Genomic DNA, 19,456 nt, shown 5'->3' with positions numbered 1-19,456 from the left:
GCGTGTTCGCCTACTTTAATTTTTCCTTGAATTCAGCAGCTACCTTAGCTGGGTCGTCAGTCGTTGCGATTCCCCCACCCACGATCAATAGATCCGGGTTAGCAGCTTTGACTTCATCAACGTTGTCTAACTTAATTCCACCGGCAATGGCCGTCTTAGTCTGCGTTACGTTTTCCTTGATCTTAGCAAACGTAGCAAATGGAGTTTCCCCCTTAGCTTGTAGGTCATAACCAGTGTGCGTGCCGATGTAATCAGCACCCATTGCGTCGATTTCACGGGCCCGTTTAGCAACGTCAGTTACTCCAATCATGTCGACTAAGATTTCCTTGCCGGCCTCGTGAGCAGCCTTAACGGCATCCTTGATGGATTGATCTTCAGCAACCCCTAAAATCGTGGTGATATCAGCACCGTACTTAAAGGCTTGGTCAACTTCGTAGGAAGCGACGTCCATAATCTTTAGGTCCGCTAGTAAGGTAATGTCTGGAAATTGCTTTCTAATCTTAGCTAGTCCCTCCAAGCCAAAGTTAATTACCAATGGAGTACCGTATTCAAAAATATCAATACTGTCCTTAGTCTGATCGATTAACTTGATGGCTCCGTTGACATCTTCTAAATCAATTGCAAGTTGAATTTTCATGAGTTATTCTCCCTTTACTTATTTTTTATACGTGAATTAACTGTAGCATATTATCCGAAAATTTGAAAAACAAATGCCCCAAATGATGGCAGTTAAATGCAAAAAAATCTCACCAACTAATTAGTTAGTGAGACGTTCTATCAATGTTTATCTGGTTATTTTTAATTCTGGTTTAAGGATAAAGCGATTAATCCAAACCGCTACCAATACACCCACAAATGGTGCAAGAAGATACAGCCAGATGGACTGTAAGGCTAACCCACCGGCGAAAATTGCTGGAAAAAATGACCGAATCGGATTCATTGAAGCCCCGGTTAAGTTTCCGCCAACAATTACTAATACAAACACAGTTAATCCAACGGCAATTGGTGATTGAATCGCATACATATTAGTACGTGCATGATTTAAAACTAAAATCACTAAGAGTAAAGTAGCTGTCAATAAAATCTCAGTTAAAAAAGCGACCACTGGAGAAAGATGGGGAAAAACGGTTCCACCTAAATTATTTTTAGTAACCATCGTTTGCCAACTTTGTCCTTGCTGCTGCAACCAAGAAGTATATGTACCAACAACCGCTAGTTCACCTAGTAAACCGCCTAATAACTGGGAACCGACAAAGATTAAAGCTTCTTTTCCGGACATTCGATTCGTTAGAAACATTGTTAGTGTTACCGCCGGATTCAGATGAGCACCTGAAAGCGGACCGATGACATAAATTAAAACTGCAAGCGTGAAGCCCCAGCCAATTGCTGGACCAAGCAAATCTGGAAATGGCGGGCCAAAAATTAACAAGCCAGTTCCAAAATAGATTAGTAATCCAGTCCCAACTGTTTCACCAAAGATTTTTAGTTTCATTAGTCTACCCCCTTTCAACCGCTAAAACATCATCAATAATACGTAAAAAATTATCTGCTGCTAATGATGAACGACCAATTAACAAGCCATCAATATTGGGCAATGCAAAGATTGCCTTTGCATTGTGGGGAGTAACTGCTCCCCCATATTGAATTCTAATTTGATTAGCGGACGTAGATCCAAAAATAAAGGTTAATGACTTGCGAATCACCTTAGCAGCGTGTTCAATTTCTGTTAACGTTGGGGTCCGATCAGAGCCAATTGCCCACGCTGGCTCGTAAGCAATCACAATTTTACTCGCCCACTTCTTATCAATCCCTGCAAAAGAAATTGCAATTTCTGTCAATGGAGACATCTCAATGTCATTAGGATCGTAGGTAGCGGTATCCTCCGAGATGGCCACGACCGGTAACAACCCATTGCCTAAACTAGCAGCCACTTTTAGTCCAACCGCACCATTACTTTCTTTAAATAATTTTCTTCGTTCGTAGTGACCAATGATGGACCCTTTCACACCAATATCAACCAGGGCAGCTGGGGAAGTTTCTCCGGTGTAAGACCCGTGATTAACATAAAATAAGTTTTCAGAAAAAATGTCCAATGGCACTTGATGTTGCTTAACATAATCAACCATCTTTTCTAGGTAAACACTTTGTGCTGCCACGCCCACTTGCAGTAAATCGGTCAATGGCAACTTTCCCGTGATTGCTTGCAGGAATTCACGAATCTCGCTACGATTCTTATTCATTTTCCAATTAGCCAAAATTAGCGGTAACCGGTTACTCATCATCCTGATTCTCCTTTAATTGCCGTAATTGAATTACGTCACGGATTCGGTAGTATTCAGAACGCATTGCTCGTTCTGTTTCAAGATCCCAACCAAGTTGGTAACTCATTTCGGTAATTACAGCTTCCTGAATTTGCTCCATTCGGGTTGGATCAAACAACAAATAGTTAGTACGACGTAAGAAAAAGTCAATGGGGCGCACCACCATTTCATAATCTAATGAATAGTTCAAAACGCTAGTTTCCGCCAACGTTAATCCGGGTGCTTGGCGACCAGTTTTGACATAGTCAGCAATTTTAAGTGCATTGGACCCAAACAAAGAAGCAATTCTACTAGCCGTTTTCGAATTAAGTCCTGTGTCCATTAGGATTTTAGCAAAGCGCTCCAAGTTTAATTCCACTTTGGTCGGATCAAAATGACCTCCCGAAATTTGATATTCGGTGGAATCAATTAACTTAATCAAATAGTTCCAATGCGTTTGAAAGTACGTTTTCACCTGTTCCATTGCCATTTGTGCCATTAGTCGATAATCAGTTAATTTCCCTCCTGAAACATTGACAACTCCATTATCCAGTTTAATTTGAAACCCGCGAGAAACTTGGGACGCACTTTTATCAGGAGATAACCTGGTGGTTAAATATTGATCTAATTGTTCAATTGACACTTTATGTTCAAAGTAAGCTTGGATTTTTTGGCTTACTTCTCTAATTTGTGAATCATTCAGATTTTTCTTTTGCGTATTACCGTTATAATCACCAGTTCCAATTAACGGCCGAATCCCAACCCAACTGCTTTCTACATCTGCTAAGGTAACGTTAGTGCTTGGAAAATGGTGATTAATGGCACTTAAAAGATAATTAACATCAGCAGGTTCCACCTCTGGATTACGATAATCTCCCCGATAATCAGTATCGGTAGTCCCAAAATAGGTTTTGCCAAATCGGGGAATTACAAAAATCATTCGGCCATCGTGATGACCTGAATCAAAGTAAACGGTCTCTGGTACGTTTAAAACCGCAGTGTCAACAACTAAATGAATCCCTTTAGTCCCCCTAATTTTAGGTTGATGCTGCTGGTCTGCTAACCGAGCCACTTGATCGAACCACGGACCGGAAGCGTTAATCACCAGCTTACTGCGAATTTGAACCGCGGTTTGTGAAAGCTCATCAATTGCAGTCACAACTTTCAGATCGCCATCATTGGCAATTTCAGTTGCCTGTAAATGACTAACTGCAATTGCCCCATCATCAACCGCCTGTTTCAGATTATCAATTGTCAAGCGCGCATCATTATTTTTGTAGTCAAGGTAAATTGCTAATCCTGCTAGCTTAGTTGAGTTAATTTGAGGCAAATATTCCTGCGCTTCTTGAGCATTTAAAAATCGATGCGAAGCGGGACTATTTACGGAAATTCCTGATAATTGATCGTAAATCGCCATCGCCACTTTAATCCCTAACGGGGTGAAGGTTGCATCCGGATCTTTATAAATTGGCATTAGCATTTTAGCTGCTCTAGGAATGTGCGGAGCAATTCTTTGCACCCGTGCACGCTCCTGGACGGTATCTTTAACCACGTCGACATCGAAGGTTTTTAAATACCGAATTCCTCCGTGCACCAATTTGGTAGATCGACTACTAGTTCCTTCGGCAAAATCCTGCATTTCAATTAAGGCCGTTTTTAAACCGGCCCCAGCTGCTTGAACTGCAATTCCTGCCCCTGTGATCCCACCACCAATAATAACTACGTCAAAATCGGTTTGCTTTAATTTAGTCACTAACTCATCCCGTTGCTTGAAAGAAAATTTAACCATTTTGAACCTCCATACTAAATAATTCGGTTGCCTTTACTGCTTTTTGCCAGCCCCGATACAATCGCTGTACTTCATTCGAATTTAACTTCGGGGTAAAGGTTTGGGGTTGCTTTTGCAACTCCTTTAACTCGGCAACATCTTTCCAAACGCCAGTGGCTAGTCCTGCTAAGTACGCTGCTCCGATGGAAGTTGTCTCAACGTCATTGGAACGAACCACTTTTTTTTGCAACAAATCAGCTTGAAATTGCATCAAGTAATCATTTAGCGATGCTCCCCCATCAACATGCAGCTTGGCTAATGGAATGCCAGTATCACTAATCATTGCGTCTACCACGTCACGACTTTGATATGCCAATGATTGTAACGTTGCCTTTACAAAATCAGCCCTCGTAGTCCCTCGTGATAATCCAAAGACCGCACCGCGTGCTTGCGGATTCCAATATGGCGCTCCCAGTCCGGTAAAGGCTGGTACCACATAAATTTCATCGTTACTGTTCGATTGGATGGCCAATGCTTCACTTTCTGAACTTTTAGTTATTAGTTTCATCTGATCCCGAAGCCACTGAATTGCTGATCCCGATACAAAGACCGATCCCTCGAGTGCATATGTAATCTGACCGTTAATTGCATATCCAATTGTAGTTAACAAACCACTCTTACTCTTATTCTTTTTTTTGCCGGTGTTCATCACGATAAAAGATCCGGTTCCGTAAGTATTTTTCACCGCTCCAGGCACAAGCGCTAATTGCCCAAATAAGGCACCCTGCTGATCTCCGATTATGCCCGCAATGGGAATTGCTGCCCCAAAAAAATGTTCCGGAATTGTTTTACCAAAAATCCCCGATGAATCTTTAACTTCCGGTAGCATAATGCTAGGAATTTGTAACAGGTCTAACAATTCCTGACTCCAGCGTAATTTATTAATATCAAAAAGCATTGTTCTGGATGCGTTGGTATAGTCAGTAGCATGAACGGCTCCTCCCGTTAATTTCCATAATAGCCAACTATCAATTGTCCCAAATAATAATTCACCAGCTTCCGCCCGCTGCTGTGCTCCAGAAACCTGATCAAGAACGTAGCGAATCTTAGTTGCGGAAAAATACGCATCAATAATCAGACCTGTCTTTTCTTGAATTAGATCCGTATAACCATCATGAATCAATTGTTCAGCAAGGGGCGCCGTCTGGCGAGATTGCCACACAACCGCGTGGTAAATCGGTAGCCCACTATTTCGATCCCAAATGACCGTTGTTTCTCTCTGATTAGTAATCCCAATGCCAGAAATTTGCTCCGGATTCAGTTTGGCTTTAATTAAAGCAGTTGCCATTACGGCTTGAACTGTCAGCCAAATTTCATTTGCATCTTGTTCCACCCACCCTGGTTGTGGATAATACATTGTAATTTCTCTTTGATCACTAGCGACTGGTTTCCCAGCTTGATCATAAATAATCGCCCGTGCGCTAGTTGTCCCTTCGTCAATTACTAAAATATATTTATTCATTGCTACTATCCTTTCTTTTCACAATAATTCAGCATTAACGTTTAAATTAAGTGAAAAATTCACAACATAAATTCGCTACAGTAGACAAGAAATCAGTTGGTAAAAGTGTTTGTAAGCGGTTTCTTGCCCGAAAACCACTATACTAAAATACTTAAAATTTCACAAGTAACAAGACTTACAGTATATATAATGAAATATTCACAATATCTAATCTTCATAATCATCTAACCACATTTAAATTAAGAAAGCTCATTCTCATTGATTGCGCATTTAGCCAATTTAAAAAGCATCTTCGTGATAATTAGCTCCATCCAGAACTAATCGCGAAGATGCTTTCAGTTAACTATTAAATTAGCTTGCTGTGCTTAGCAACAGCACTTTTCACTGCCAGTTTTTCTTGACCGAAGTTAATCCGATTCCAGGATTAAAGGTATTCGTTGGATCGTTTTTTTGATAATGGTTCACCAAAACTTCTGGTGCATGGTATAAATGTCCCACGTTATGTTCCGCTGGATAAAGCGCTCCGCGGTCATCAAACCGTTTTAACAGGGCTTTTTTTAATTCATGACGATCAACGCCAGGCTGTAAAATATAATCTTGGTGCATTACATGATCCAAAAAATGACCATAGTATAACTTATATTTAATTTTATCGTCAATTTCCTTGGGAAGGGTTTCAAACCAATTTACTTCTTTTCGTGGAAGCGCGACATCCAACGGTAAGATCTCATTTCCTTCCTTTTGGTGGGTTTCTTGATATCTAATTGGTACCGACGCTGCCACATACCGATGAATTGCCGCAAGTTTGGCTTCTTTAGGGGTACATTCAAAATATCCCATTTCGTCTGATTGGGCTAAGTCCCGTAAATAGGCTTGGGCTTCAGCAATCCCAGCATCAGCGACCTTTAATTGTAAATAATGCTCGTATTTATTCCTGAATGCTTCCATGCGCTTCGGCAGTTGATTTGGAAATAAAGAACTGGACCGTTGTAACATCCGATCTACAAAATCAGGCTTAAAAGTTGGAATATGGTGCAACATTCTTTCAGTAGCCGCGCGAAAATTAAATAAGAATGGTAACGGGGTCGTTCCCAAATAATCAATGACCATCAAAGAATCTTTACCATACTTTTTGGCTAAATCATAGGCCTCACGGTGCATGTACTCTCCCGAAATCGGTAAAGATTTAAAGTTCGTTAAAATATGTCTTCTTAACTTTTCCAAGACCGCCGGATCATTGGTCCCAATGTAAAACACCCGTTCCTGTCGGGGTTTTGGATATGTATCTAACCGCACCGCAAAGGCAACTAGCTTCTCAGCTGAGCCAGAAACTTCATATAATTCTTGTGGATCAGCATTGTATCGCGTTGGTTTACCGGAATCGACCGCTCTCACTCGTTTTTCGTAATCACGATTATGACCAACCCGCTCGTCACTAAAGGTAATGTTCTGTTCAGAATAATTATGCTTTTCCAAATTAGTTAAAATTTCTTCTGGAGTCTTTCCTAGTTCAATTCCCAAATGATTAATTAGCTGAAGCTTTCCATCAGCTGTAATTTGTGCATACAACGCTAATTCTGTATAAGCAGGTCCTCGCTGAATCAAGGCGCCACCGGAGTTATTGTTAATTCCACCAATTACAGTTGCTCCAATGTTTGAAGAACCAATTACCGAATGTGGATCTCGACCCACCTGAGTTAACTTTGTTTCTAGTTCATGCAAGGTGGTCCCAGGAAAGGCAATCACTTGTTGCTTATTATCAATTAATTGCAATCCTTTAAGCCGCATCACATTAATGACAATTACATCCCGATCATAAGCTACTTGGCTTGGAACTGAACCTTCCGTTAGACCGGTGTTGGCTGCCTGCATAATGACAATCAAATTGTTAGCTTGAACAACTTGCAGTACCTTCCATAATTCTAGCAGCGAGCCTGGTCTAACCACGGCCAACGCCTCCCCACGACCCGAGCGGTACCCCTCCCGATACTTTAATGATTTTCCTTTTGAAGTAATCACATAGTGGTTACCAACGACGCTTTTTAAAGCACTGATTACGCTCATTAGTTTAACCTCCCATTAATTTAGTTCTAGTATAAAGCAAAGATTTGAGAACCGCTATCATCAAAGTACACAACATTTTAAAATCGATGCTAATTTAATAATTAAGGCACGTAAATTAATTAGTTGTCCAACTTCGCTTGTTAGCAAAAACCCGATCACTTTTTCAAGAACCGGGTTCCCTATCTTAGCTCTATCATTTGGGGTGCTAATGGGGGAAGGGACCAAATGTTTTTACCTAAAAAGAGTCGGGATCGAAAATAACTTCAACTTATAGTCCCCCTAAAAGTTAGACAAAAATCTAATTTTAGTTGCACTTTTTTATGACCAGAGATCGTCCCAAGTTCAGAATTAAAAGCGCTGAATTTTCACGAGCTTGCTTTGATTATTTTTTGTACGTAAATCAACTACATCATATTATCAAAAATCACAAAACAGGAGTTTTTCTGATTTTAGATATTGATTAACTCATAAGCCGGTTTCCCATAGCTTTAATGATCAGTTAGCTTCACATTTTAATCATCATGGGCCTCATTATTTTTTGCTGACTGAAAAGTATCACTTGGCTTCGATTGCTTGCTATCAGAATTAGAGGTATCCCCATCATGATCAGTTTGATCCTGATCGACGGAGCTATCATCCGGTTGGTCATCGTGATTTTGCTCATCTGCACTAGTGTCTGATTGATCGTCAGCGTTTGCTTCACTTGCACTATTATCAGCTTGCTCATCATCCTTAGCCACTGAATTTTTAACTCCAAAATACGTCCACATGTCCTGATTGGTATTAATTTCACTGGTGGCTAAAATTTGATAATTCGTGGGATCCACAATTACTTTTTCTACTGGAGTTGATCCTGCTCCCGTCCCGAAAATCAGCGTTACGGTTCCCTGACTAACATTTTTAGTCAAGAGTACGCCCCCATCGCCAGCCCCACTTTTATTATTTCCAAAAACAAAGATACTGTTTCCCGGAAAGTTCTGGACTGATGCAGGGGCAACCTGATAATTCACAAGATCCTCACCAACTGTTCGATTCCCATCCTGGGAGGAATCATTCACGCGTTGTAAAAAGGCTAAGGCACTTTGCTTGGTCCAGGGTTGCCGAAGAAACCCGGTCTCTGCGGTTGTTTGCTTCCCAGTTGGAGCAGTCACCTGCTTATTACTGCCGGTCTTTGTCCCTTTCTGCACTTTTTTACTAGTGACTGGTACTTTCTTCGCTTGCTTTTGGCCTTGGCGCGCGGCTAAATAGGATCCCCCTATCGTTAAACCCACCAAACCGACCACAACTAAAATTCCCACTATCCATTTAAATCCTTGAGATCGTGATGCACGATGTTTCATTGCTACCTCCGCTAACCTTTAAAATCAGTCTTTAGTACCTAAACCACTGTTCCAACAAAAAACCGACCATTATCCAATGATCAGATCTAACCTAGTTCAAATATTGTGCGAATAATTTCTCATAAATTTCAATGAAATCAAACCACATTTGCACCGAAGCAGATTCGTTGGCTTGGTGCATTTTAAGCGGGTTCCCGGGACCAAACACAGCGTAGTTAGCACCTTGCAACTCGTCGCGTAACAACTCTGAGGCATCCGTTCCTCCCGCCGCACTCAACACTTCCAATTGATCAGTTGCAAATGGGTTAAAACCCTGCTTAGCAAGCATTTCAGCGCCCTGCTGCTGTTCTTCCGCCGAGTAGTGCATCTGTTGCATGTAGGGCGTGGCCAGCTTGATAATCTCGTGAATCAACCGTGAATCGGGGTTGGCAACCACCGGCGGAATGTTCATCAATAATTTCACTTGAATTTCCCCCTCGTGGTGCGCATTAAAGTCGGCTAATACGGCTTTAAAATCGGCAATTACCGCCTCGTTATCGTACTCCGGAACAATCCGGGTATTGATCTGCGCTTCCGCCTTGGCTGGAATCGCATTGATTTGAATCCCACCGCGAAATAAGTCAACCGTAAAGGTCGTTTTCCCTAAGATGGGATCGGGGTTCGCAGTGGCTGTCTGCTCAATCTTCGTCTTAACGACTTCTAAAAAGTCCATTAAATTCTGGATGGCGTTAATGCCAAAGTTAGGACGGGAGCTGTGGGCCGCTTTACCAAGTGCGGTCACCACAAAATCAACTTCCCCCTTGTTAGCATACACGGTTCGGTACCCAGTCGGTTCAGCAATTAGTAGCGCTGAAGAATCACGCATCACACCGTCAGCATGGAGCTTGCGCGAGCCGTGCATATCGGCTTCCTCGCCGGCCGTCAACATTAACCGCAGCGTCCCCTGTAAGGGGACCTGGTGATCATGGAGGTCAATCATGGCAATCACTAGGGCGGCCACGCCCCCTTTCATATCAGTCACACCACTGCCATAGAACTGGCCATCCTTTTGGACCAGCTCAAATGGGTCGGTAGCCCATTCCGCTTCATCAACCGCAACGGTGTCTAAGTGGCCACTCACCGTGAACACCGGTTGTTGGCCCGTTCCAATTTCGGCAATTAAATTTGCCTGGTGGTTCCCCAGTTCCTGAAGTTCACTGGTAATTCCATGTTCAGCTAATACGGACTGAAGGTACTGCGCAACCGCTAATTCATTACCCCCGGTTGTCTGAAACCCGACTAACCGTTCCAGGATTGCTAATTTTGCCTGTCGTTCCATTTCATCCACCTAACTTTGCAACTTATTTTAATTTTTTGACGAGAACCAAATCGGTTTGCGGATCATCCCCCAATTTAAAGGTATGGGTCGTCGTTTGCCGAAAGCCAATTTCATGATAAAAGGCCTTCGCTTTTTCGTTCTCACTCCACACTCCCAGCCACATGTAGTCGGCCGCACGCGCACGTGCTACTTGTTCCGCAAATTCCAACAGTTGGGTCCCAAATCCGTGCCGTTTAAATTCTGGCAGTACATAAAGCTTTTCTACTTCCATCGACTTGCCATCGTAATCCTCGGTTTGGGCCTCTCCAAAATTGAGTTTCATGTAACCACCAATTTTACCATCGACCATAATAAAGTAAAAGGCACAATTAGCTTCTGCTAACTGTTCCTTAATCCGCGCTGGCGAATACTCCTGGTCCAAATAAGCAGCGATGTTAGCATCCGCACTCGAGCCACGGTAGGTATCCCAAAAAGTATTAACGATTAAATCGTGTAATTCTGTTACCATTTGTGGCTCGTTGGTTAGATGTTTAATTTCAGTCGTCATGCGAACTCCAATATTCAACGTAGTCTGTTTGTCAGTAATTTTTGTTAGTATAGCTCATTTTGAATGGAAGTCAAATGAAAATCAGCCGAAAAAAAGCTAAATTCAAACATAATGTTCGGATTTAGCTTGGAAAAATTACCGGTCCTCTTTGCACCGGCTTACTCTAATTGGCTGTTAGCACACCGCATGACAAACAACGAGAGATCGCCCAGGGACTGCCGTAACTGCTGGGTCTGCTGCTTAATCACTTGATGCTGCGGTTCCGTGGGCTGATCGTTTCCAACTTGTTGTAGCAGAGCCGCTAACTGTTGCCATTGCGTCCAAATCGTGTGGTGGCGCTGTTGAAACTGCGTTACCAACTGCTCATCGTGGCTCCGGTCAGAGGAAACCTCGAGCAAGTTAAAATAGTCCTCATTAAAAGTTAACGTTTTATTGAGATCGTCGTTATAACTTTCTAGTTCGTGTTCCCGTGTCAGTGGCAACGTCGGAAGCTTGCGGCCCACCGTGATTAACTCCCGAGAAATCTCGGAATAACCCTGATACTTTTCCAAGCCAAGCGAGGCATCGAAACTATTGCGGCGCTCGGCGCGGAGTTGTGTCCGTAGGTTTGCCACTGACCACAATCCCGGAAAAATAATCCCGGAAAACCCAATTAACGAACTAACAAAGGCTAACCGGTCGCTGCTCTGATCGCGTTCTGCATACAGATGAATTCCCCACGTAAAAAAGCTGAGGAATAACAGAATCCAAATCACGGTGGCCACGCGAAGCCCCCAGTTAGTCAATGCGCGGTGTGATTGTTTACTCTGTTTAATGGTGCCCGACCCCTTTCTGTCATCCGGATATCTACCTACGCCTGGAGATTAGTTAATAACTGATCAGCAACTGCCTGCGGTGACGCCGGATTCTGCCCCGTGATTAATTGACCATCCTGCACGACAAAACGTTTAAACGCTCGTTCTTTGACAAACTGGGCGCCGTGACTAGTGGCGACCTTTTCATTTAGAAACGGAACTCGTTTTGAATTTCCACTCAGTAATTCTTCGCTAGTCGTAAAACCCGTAACCTTTTTCCCGGCAATTAAGTAGTTCCCGTCCGCTAACTTAACGTTCAAGAGCCCGGCAATGCCGTGGCAAACCGTACAAAGGTAGCCACCATTCCCATAAACCGTTTTCGCCAGTCCCTGTAATTCCGAATTATTAGGAAAATCAAACATCACCCCGTGACCCCCAGTAAAGTAGAGTGCCACGTAATCAGCCGGATTAACCTGGTCGGGCTTTAAGGTCTCCGCTAACCCCCGCGTTTGATAATCATGGGTTAAGTACGTCCGTAACGTGTTGTCATCAACGTAATTAGGTTTCATACTCCGCGGATCCAACGGAACGTAACCCCCGCTGGGACTAACATAATCGACTGCTAACCCTGCGGCTTGCACCTTAGCAACAAATTCTGCCGACTCGCCTAACCATAAACCAGTTAGATGATTTGTCCCGGCAAAATTAGCCACATTTGTTTCAACTACCAAAATCTTTTTTGTCATTCCTTTTGCTCCCTTTAGCTTATCCATCCCTATTCTAACCAATTTAACCGCTAGCAACCAGATTGATTTTAATTAATCACAACTAAATTGACTTTTCGACGGTTTCGGTTATCCTAGTAGAAAAAGAAAGGACGACTACTATGAACCCAACCGAAAGAATCCAACTGCTGGCGGACTTAGTTGCCATTCAATCCGTCAATGATCACGAAGAAGAAGTTGCGGACTACCTCGGCCGAGTGTTTGCCAAGCACGACATTCCGACAAACCAAGTTGAATATGCGCCTGGGCGTGCCAATCTTGTGGCCGAAATTGGTCAGGGAACGCCGGTTACCGTTTTTAGTGGCCATGCCGACGTGGTTGCGGCGGGTGGTGACTGGGATACCGATCCATTCATCCTTACCGAAAAGAATGGCAAACTATACGGCCGTGGCGCCTGCGATATGAAGAGTAGTCTGGCTGCCATGGTAATCGCCATGATTGACCTTAAAGAAAGTCAGACTCCCCTTCCCGGTACTGTGCGGTTTCTCCTAACGGTTGGTGAAGAAGTCGGTGAATACGGTGCCGAACAACTCACCAACCAGGGATATCTGGACGATGCCTCAGCCCTAATTATTGGTGAACCAACCGGCTATCAAATTTGCTATGCGCACAAGGGCTCGCTTGATGTCCAGATTGAAGCCAAGGGCCAGGTTGCCCACAGTTCAATGCCGCAGCTCGGCAATAATGCCGTTCAGAACTTGTTGGATCTCCTCACAATTATTAACCAACGAATGAGCCAAATTCACGCCACTGATCCCGCGACCGGCGACTTTTTATTTAATTTTACGGTGTTAAGCGGTGGCGACCAGGTTAATTCCATTCCAGGAACGGCAACGGTCGCTTTAAACGCCCGCACCATCGATAAATTTGATAATGCTGCCGTCCTCGACACCATTCAAGCCGCTGTAAACCAGTTGCAGCACCAAGCTTCGAAGTATCAATTTGACGTACGGGTGCTCATGAATTTGCCCCCTGTCGATGGTCAAGCTGAAAATCAACTGGTAAAACGTGGTCAGCAAGTTGGAGCACAGGTCTCAGGACACCCAATTTCAACCTTTGGTGGAACCTATACGACAGATGCCGCCAAATTCTTAGTTAATCAAGCGGAGGACTTCCCCTTCATGATCTTTGGCCCTGGCAATCAATCTCTACACAGTGCAGATGAGTACATCGATAAACAAATGTACTTCAACTTCATTGACATTTACCAACAGCTGATGCTTAACAATGGCGTCAACACTAACCACTAAAAAAGACCCCGTGAAAATCACGAGGTCTTTTTTGCTGCCTAATCAACTGAACTAGCGTTTATGATGTTTCTTTCTGAGTTGTCTTCCTAGATGAGCGAGGAATAACAAGCCCGTAGCACCTGCTACCCCAAAACTAACGGCGTGCTCACCTAGGCCACTTCTACGCACATGCGCTGCCTGATGATGCCGGTTAATTGCAGTGGGATGCTTAGTCTTCGTTAACCGTTGCTGCGTGGTTCTGTTGGTAGCTGGAATCGACTGCGAACTTGCTAGACTAGCAACGTTCCCCGTTCCACTAGGATGAGCAAGACCGGTAATGGTCTGGGCAACCGGCTGATCACTGGCCTGCAAAATCCCATTAACATTATTTCCTCCTGCTTGTGGTTGTGATACCCCTTGGTAATGGTTATTTGCAAATTGGGTACTAGATTGTCCACTAGTGGCATTAGTTGGCGTTCCTAGTTGCTGCCGGGGTTGTCCAACGTTGCTAACTCTAACCGGGTTCACTGACCCGCCATCACTTGTAACAGTTGGTGAGAAAATCTTTGTATTCGTTTCTGTAGCTTGTTCAAAAGTGGTGCTGCTTGTAGAAGTCTGCTCCGATACAGACCATGAAGTCGAGGCTACTAACGAATTTGATTGAGAAATCGAAATACTTCCAGAACTCTGCTTCGACGCTGAGGTGCTTTCTGAATCTGCTTTGGATGTCGAAACCCTCGATGAAGTTGATTCACTCAACGATTCGGAAAGTGAAATCGATTTAACATCCGAATTAGCATCAGAAGCTGAAGTTCTTTCGGAGCTTTGCTTCGATGCAGAGATGCTTTCGGAGTCTAATTTTGATATAGAGTAACTTGAAGATGCAAACGTACTATCCGATTCGGAAAGTAATCTTGACTTAACTTCCGAATTAGATTCTGAAATTGATGAACTTTCAGAACTTTGTTTCGATTCCGATGTACTTTCGGAATTCAATTTTGATCCAGAATTGCTTAGCAAAGTTGACGTACTTCCGGATTCGGAAAGTAATCTTGACTTAATTTCCGAATTAGATTCTGAAATTGATGAACTTTCAGAGCTTATTTTCGATGCTGATGTACTTTTCGAATCTACTTTTGATGTCGAGTCACTTAGCGAAGTTGAAGTGCTTCCAGATTCGGAAACCGATGCGGACTTAAACTCAGAATTGGATTCTGAAATTGAAGCACTCTCGGAACTTATTTTCGATGCTGATGTCGACTCACTTAGTGAAGTTGATGTACTTCCGGATTCGGATAATGAAGCCGACTTAACTTCGGAATTGGATTCTGAAATTGAAACACTCTCGGAACTTTGTTTAGATGCAGAATTGCTTTCGGAATCTGCTGTGGATAAAGAATCGCTTAACGAAGTTGACGTACTGCCGGATTCAGAAAGTGATGTTGACTTAACCTCAGAATTGGATTCTGAAATTGAAACACTCTCGGAACTTTGTTTCGATGCCGATGTACTTTCGGAATCTTCTGTGGATACAGAGTTTCTTAGCGAAGTTGACGTACTGTCGGATTCAGAAAGCGAGGTTGAATTAACCTCTGAATTAACTTCTGAAATTGAAACACTCTCGGAACTTTGCTTTAAATCAGATGTACTTTCTGAATCGGCTTTTGATGTCGAGTCACTTAGTGAAGTTGACGTACTGTCGGATTCAGAAAGCGAGGTTGAATTAACCTCTGAATTAACTTCTGAAATTGAAACACTCTCGGAACTTTGTTTCGATGCTGAAGTACTTTCTGAATCAACTTTTGATTCAGAATTGCTTAGTGAAGTTGACATACTGTCGGATTCTGATTCGGAAACCGATGTTGAACTAACTTTGGAATTGGATTCTGAGATTGATGCACTTTCCGAATCTGCTTTTGATGTCGAGTCACTTAGCGAAGTTGAAGTGCTTCCAGATTCAGAAAGCGATGTTGACTTAACTTCCGAATTGGATTCTGAAATTGAAACACTCTCGGAACTTTGTTTCGATGCTGAAGTACTTTCTGAATCAACTTTTGATTCAGAATTGCTTAGTGAAGTTGACGTACTGTCGGATTCTGATTCGGAAACCAATTTTGACTTAACTTCGGAATTAGATTCTGAAATTGAACTACTCTCAGAACTTTGATTTGATTCAGATGTACTTTCTGATTCGGCTTTTGATGTCGAGTCACTCAGCGAAATCGACGTACTTCCGGATTCGGAAACCGATGTTGAACTAACTTCGGAATTGGATTTTGAGATTGATTCACTTTCAGAACCTTGCTTAGACGCAGAAGTGCTTTCTGAGTTTGCTTTTGATGTCGAGTCACTTAGCAAAGTTGACGTGCTTCCAGATTCGGAAACCGATATGGACTTAACTTCCGAATTGGATTCTGAAGTTGAACTGCTTTCAGAACCTTGTTTCGATGCCGAAGTACTTTCCGAATCTGCTGTGGATGCTGAGGCACTCATAGATCCAGAAATACTTCCTGATCTGGAAAGTGATGTGGACTTAACTTCCGAATTGGATTCTGAAGTCGAAGCACTCTCAAAACTTTGTTTCGATGCTGAAGTACTTTCTGAAGCAACTTTTGATCCAGAATTGCTTAGCGAAGTTGACGTACTTCCGGATTCGGAAATCGATGTGGACTTAACTTCGGAATTATATTCTGAGGCTGAAGCACTCTCAGAACTTTGCTGCGACGCAGAAGTACTTTCTGAATTAACTTTTGATCCAGAATTGCTTAGCGAAGTTGACGTACTTCCGGATTCGGATAATGAAGCCGACTTAACTTCGGAATTGGATTCTGAAATTGAAGAACTCTCAGAACTTTGTTTCGATGCCGATGTGCTTTCGGAATTCAATTTTGATCCAGAATTGCTTAGCGAAGTTGACGTACTTCCGGATTCGGATAATGAAGCCGACTTAACTTCGGAATTGGATTCTGAAATTAAAGCACTCTCGGAACTTATTTTCGATGCCGATGTACTTTCGGAATCTGATTTTGATCCAGAATTGCTTAGCGAAGTTAACGTACTTCCGGATTCGGATAATGAAACCGACTTAACTTCGGAATTAGCTTCCGAAATTGAAGCACTCTCGGAACTTATTTTCGATGCCGAAGTACTTTCCGAATCTGCTGTGGATGCTGAGGCACTCATAGATCCAGAAATACTTCCTGTTCTGGAAAGTGATGTTGACTTAACTTCCGAATTGGATTCTGAAGTCGAAGCATTCTCAGAACTTTGCTTTGATTCCGACGTACTTTCGGAATCTGCTGTTGATACTGATTCACTTAACAGTACTGAAGTACTGACCGATTCGGAAAGTGAAATAGATTTGAATTCTGAATTGGATTCAGAAGTTGAAGAACTCTCAGAACCTTGTTTCGATGCTAATGTCGACTCACTTAGTGAAGTTGACGTACTTTCATAATCAGAAAGCGATGTGGACTTAACTTCCGAATTGGATTCTGAAATTGATGCACTTTCAGAACCTTGCTTAGATTCAGACGTACTTTCTGAATCTGCTTTGGATGCTGAGGCACTCATAGATCCAGAAATACTTCCTGATATGGAAAGTGATGTGGACTTAATTTCGGAATTAGATTCTGAAGTCGAAGCATTCTCAGAACTTTGTTTCGATGCTGAAGTACTTTCTGAAGCAACTTTTGATCCAGAATTGCTTAGCGAAGTTGACGTACTTCCGGATTCGGAAATCGATGTGGACTTAACTTCGGAATTAGATTCTGAGGTTGAAGCACTCTCAGAAATTTGCTTCGAGGCAAAAGTGCTTTCGGAATCTGCTGTAGATAACGAATTGCTTAGCGATGTGGACTTAACTTCGGAATTGGATTCTGAAATTGAAACACTCTCGGAACTTTGCTTTGATTCCGACGAACTTTCGGAATCTGCTGTGGATACTGATTCACTTAATAGCACTGAAGTACTGACCGATTCGGAAAGTGAAATAGATTTGAATTCTGAATTGGATTCAGAAGTTGAAGAACTCTCAGAACCTTGTTTCGATGCCGAAGTACTTTTCGAATCTGCTTTTGATGTCGAGTCACTTAGTGAAATTGAAGTACTTCCGGATTCGGAAACCGATGTTGACTTAAACTCCGAATTTGATTTTGAAATTGAAACACTCTCGGAACTTTGTTTCGATGCTGAAGTGCTTTCCGAATCAACTTTTGATCCAGAATCGCTTAGCGAAGTTGACGTACTTCCAGATTCGGAAAGTGAAGTTGATTTAACTTCCGAATTGGATTCTGAAGTTGAACTGCTTTCAGAACTTTGTTTCGATGCCGAAGTACTTTTGGAATCTGCTGTGGATACAGAATTGCTTAGTGAAGTTGACGTGCTTCCAGATTCGGAAAGTGATCTTGACTTAACTTCCGAATTGGATTCTGAGATTGATGCACTTTCAGAACCTTGCTTAGATTCCGACGTACTTTCTGAATCTGCTTTGGATGCTGAGGCACTCAAAGATCCAGAAATACTTTCTGATTCGGATAGCGACGTGGACTTAACTTCGGAATTAGATTCTGAAGTTGAATTGCTTTCAGAACTTCGCTTCGACTCCGAGGTACTTTCGGAATCTGCTGTGGATACAGAATTGCTTAGTGAAGTTGAAGTGCTTCCAGATTCGGAAAGCGAGGTGGACTTAACTTCCGAATTGGATTCAGAAGTTGAAGTACTCTCAGAACCTTGTTTCGATGCTGAAGTACTTTCGGAATCCACTTTTGATCTAGAATTGCTTAGCGAAGTTGACGTACTGTCGGATTCAGAAAGCGAGCTTGAATTAAACTCTGAATTAGATTCTGAAATTGAAACACTCTCAGAACTTTGCTTTGATTCCGACGTACTTTCGGAATCTGCTTTTGATACAGAGTTTCTTAGCGAAGTTGACGTACTGTCGGATTCAGAAAGCGAGGTTGAATTAACCTCTGAATTAACTTCTGAAATTGAAACACTCTCAGAACTTTGCTTTAAATCAGATGTACTTTCTGATTCGGCTTTTGATGTCGAGTCACTTAGTGAAGTTGACGTACTGTCGGATTCAGAAAGCGATGTTGACTTAACTTCCGAATTGGATTCTGAAATTGAAACACTCTCGGAACTTTGCTTTAAATCAGATGTACTTTCTGATTCGGCTTTTGATGTCGAGTCACTTAGTGAAGTTGACGTACTGTCGGATTCAGAAAGCGATGTTGACTTAACTTCCGAATTGGATTCTGAAATTGAAACACTCTCGGAACTTTGTTTCGATACTAAAGTACTTTCGGAATCCGCTTTTGATTCAGAATTGCTTAGTGAAGTTGACGTACTTTCTGATTCTGATTTGGAAACCGATGTTGAAATAACTTCGGAATTGGATTCTGAGATTGATGCACTTTCCGAATCTGCTTTTGATGTCGAGTCACTTAGCGAAGTTGAAGTGCTTCCAGATTCGGAAACCGATGTCGACTTAACTTCCGAATTGGATTCTGAAGTTGAAACACTCTCGGAACTTTGTTTCGATGCTAAAGTGCTTTCGGACTCCGATTTTGATGTCGATTCACTCAGCGAAGTTGAACTAACTTCGGAATTAGATTCTGAAGTTGAACTGCTTTCAGAACTTCGCTTCGACTCCGAGGTACTTTCTGATTCGGATTTTGATCCAGAATTGCTTAGTGAAGTTGACGTACTGCCGGATTCGGAAACCGATGTCGACTTAACTTCCGAATTGGATTCTGAGATTGAAACACTCTAGGAACTTTGTTTCG

General features: G+C 42.5%; 17 protein-coding genes. 5 read left to right on the top strand and 12 right to left on the bottom strand.

The window, feature by feature from the left end:
* Positions 1-10 precede the first annotated feature (10 nt).
* The 11 genes from hxlA to M8332_RS02160 form a co-directional block, all read right to left on the bottom strand.
* Positions 11-637, bottom strand: coding sequence for a 3-hexulose-6-phosphate synthase (hxlA, locus tag M8332_RS02210; RefSeq protein ID WP_252780565.1), 627 nt, complete (start codon positions 635-637; stop codon positions 11-13).
* A gap of 147 nt (positions 638-784) precedes the next feature.
* Entirely contained in the window at positions 785-1,492 is a 708-nt protein-coding gene (locus M8332_RS02205; RefSeq protein ID WP_252780564.1) for an MIP/aquaporin family protein, read from the bottom strand.
* Positions 1,493-1,496: 4 nt separating this feature from the next.
* Entirely contained in the window at positions 1,497-2,282 is a 786-nt protein-coding gene (gene tpiA / locus M8332_RS02200; protein WP_252780563.1) for a triose-phosphate isomerase, read from the bottom strand.
* Positions 2,272-4,089, bottom strand: a complete 1,818-nt coding sequence (locus M8332_RS02195) for an FAD-dependent oxidoreductase (RefSeq protein WP_252780561.1) — start codon at positions 4,087-4,089, stop codon at positions 2,272-2,274. The genes tpiA and M8332_RS02195 overlap by 11 nt, the downstream gene beginning before the upstream one ends.
* Positions 4,082-5,590 carry a glycerol kinase GlpK gene (gene glpK / locus M8332_RS02190; RefSeq protein WP_252780559.1) on the bottom strand — a complete coding sequence of 503 codons (1,509 nt, stop codon included), beginning with the start codon at positions 5,588-5,590 and terminating at the stop codon, positions 4,082-4,084. Before glpK ends, M8332_RS02195 begins: the two co-directional genes overlap by 8 nt.
* Before the next feature lie 381 nt (positions 5,591-5,971).
* The gene (gene dld, locus M8332_RS02185) at positions 5,972-7,654 is read right to left on the bottom strand and encodes a D-lactate dehydrogenase (RefSeq protein ID WP_252780557.1); all 1,683 of its coding nucleotides are present in this window, start codon (positions 7,652-7,654) and stop codon (positions 5,972-5,974) included.
* Positions 7,655-8,166: 512 nt separating this feature from the next.
* Positions 8,167-8,925, bottom strand: a complete 759-nt coding sequence (locus tag M8332_RS02180) for a hypothetical protein (protein WP_252780555.1) — start codon at positions 8,923-8,925, stop codon at positions 8,167-8,169.
* Between the two features lie 160 nt (positions 8,926-9,085).
* A complete protein-coding gene (locus tag M8332_RS02175) occupies positions 9,086-10,312 on the bottom strand; it encodes an ArgE/DapE family deacylase (protein WP_252780553.1) in 1,227 nt (408 codons plus the stop codon).
* 22 nt (positions 10,313-10,334) lie between these two features.
* Entirely contained in the window at positions 10,335-10,859 is a 525-nt protein-coding gene (locus tag M8332_RS02170) for a GNAT family N-acetyltransferase (protein ID WP_252780552.1), read from the bottom strand.
* Positions 10,860-11,017: 158 nt separating this feature from the next.
* Positions 11,018-11,623, bottom strand: coding sequence for a hypothetical protein (locus M8332_RS02165; RefSeq protein ID WP_252780550.1), 606 nt, complete (start codon positions 11,621-11,623; stop codon positions 11,018-11,020).
* Positions 11,624-11,709: 86 nt separating this feature from the next.
* The gene (locus M8332_RS02160; RefSeq protein ID WP_252780549.1) at positions 11,710-12,399 is read right to left on the bottom strand and encodes a type 1 glutamine amidotransferase domain-containing protein; all 690 of its coding nucleotides are present in this window, start codon (positions 12,397-12,399) and stop codon (positions 11,710-11,712) included.
* A gap of 140 nt (positions 12,400-12,539) precedes the next feature.
* Between M8332_RS02160 and M8332_RS02155 the strand changes: the two genes are divergently transcribed.
* A complete protein-coding gene (locus M8332_RS02155) occupies positions 12,540-13,688 on the top strand; it encodes an ArgE/DapE family deacylase (RefSeq protein WP_252780547.1) in 1,149 nt (382 codons plus the stop codon).
* Between the two features lie 51 nt (positions 13,689-13,739).
* Here the strand turns inward: M8332_RS02155 and M8332_RS02150 are convergent, their stop codons facing one another.
* Complete coding sequence (locus M8332_RS02150; RefSeq protein ID WP_252780545.1) at positions 13,740-14,195, bottom strand: hypothetical protein; 456 nt, start codon at positions 14,193-14,195, stop codon at positions 13,740-13,742.
* 175 nt (positions 14,196-14,370) lie between these two features.
* Here M8332_RS02150 and M8332_RS02145 point away from each other — a divergent pair, with 175 nt between their 5' ends.
* The 4 genes from M8332_RS02145 to M8332_RS02130 all read left to right on the top strand — a co-directional run bounded on the left by M8332_RS02145 (position 14,371) and on the right by M8332_RS02130 (position 19,443).
* Entirely contained in the window at positions 14,371-14,541 is a 171-nt protein-coding gene (locus M8332_RS02145) for a hypothetical protein (RefSeq protein WP_252780544.1), read from the top strand.
* A gap of 135 nt (positions 14,542-14,676) precedes the next feature.
* Positions 14,677-15,834, top strand: coding sequence for a hypothetical protein (locus M8332_RS02140; RefSeq protein WP_252780542.1), 1,158 nt, complete (start codon positions 14,677-14,679; stop codon positions 15,832-15,834).
* A 102-nt stretch (positions 15,835-15,936) separates the two neighbouring features.
* Positions 15,937-17,124 (top strand): hypothetical protein, encoded by a 1,188-nt coding sequence (locus M8332_RS02135; protein ID WP_252780541.1) that lies wholly within the window; start codon positions 15,937-15,939, stop codon positions 17,122-17,124.
* 30 nt (positions 17,125-17,154) lie between these two features.
* Entirely contained in the window at positions 17,155-19,443 is a 2,289-nt protein-coding gene (locus M8332_RS02130) for a hypothetical protein (protein ID WP_252780540.1), read from the top strand.
* The last annotated feature ends 13 nt before the right edge of the window (positions 19,444-19,456 follow it).

It is taken from the genome of Fructilactobacillus ixorae, from assembly GCF_024029915.1.
Classification (GTDB): domain Bacteria; phylum Bacillota; class Bacilli; order Lactobacillales; family Lactobacillaceae; genus Fructilactobacillus; species Fructilactobacillus ixorae.
Note: the sequence above shows the minus strand (reverse complement) of the source record. Positions and strands in the feature narration are given on the sequence as shown.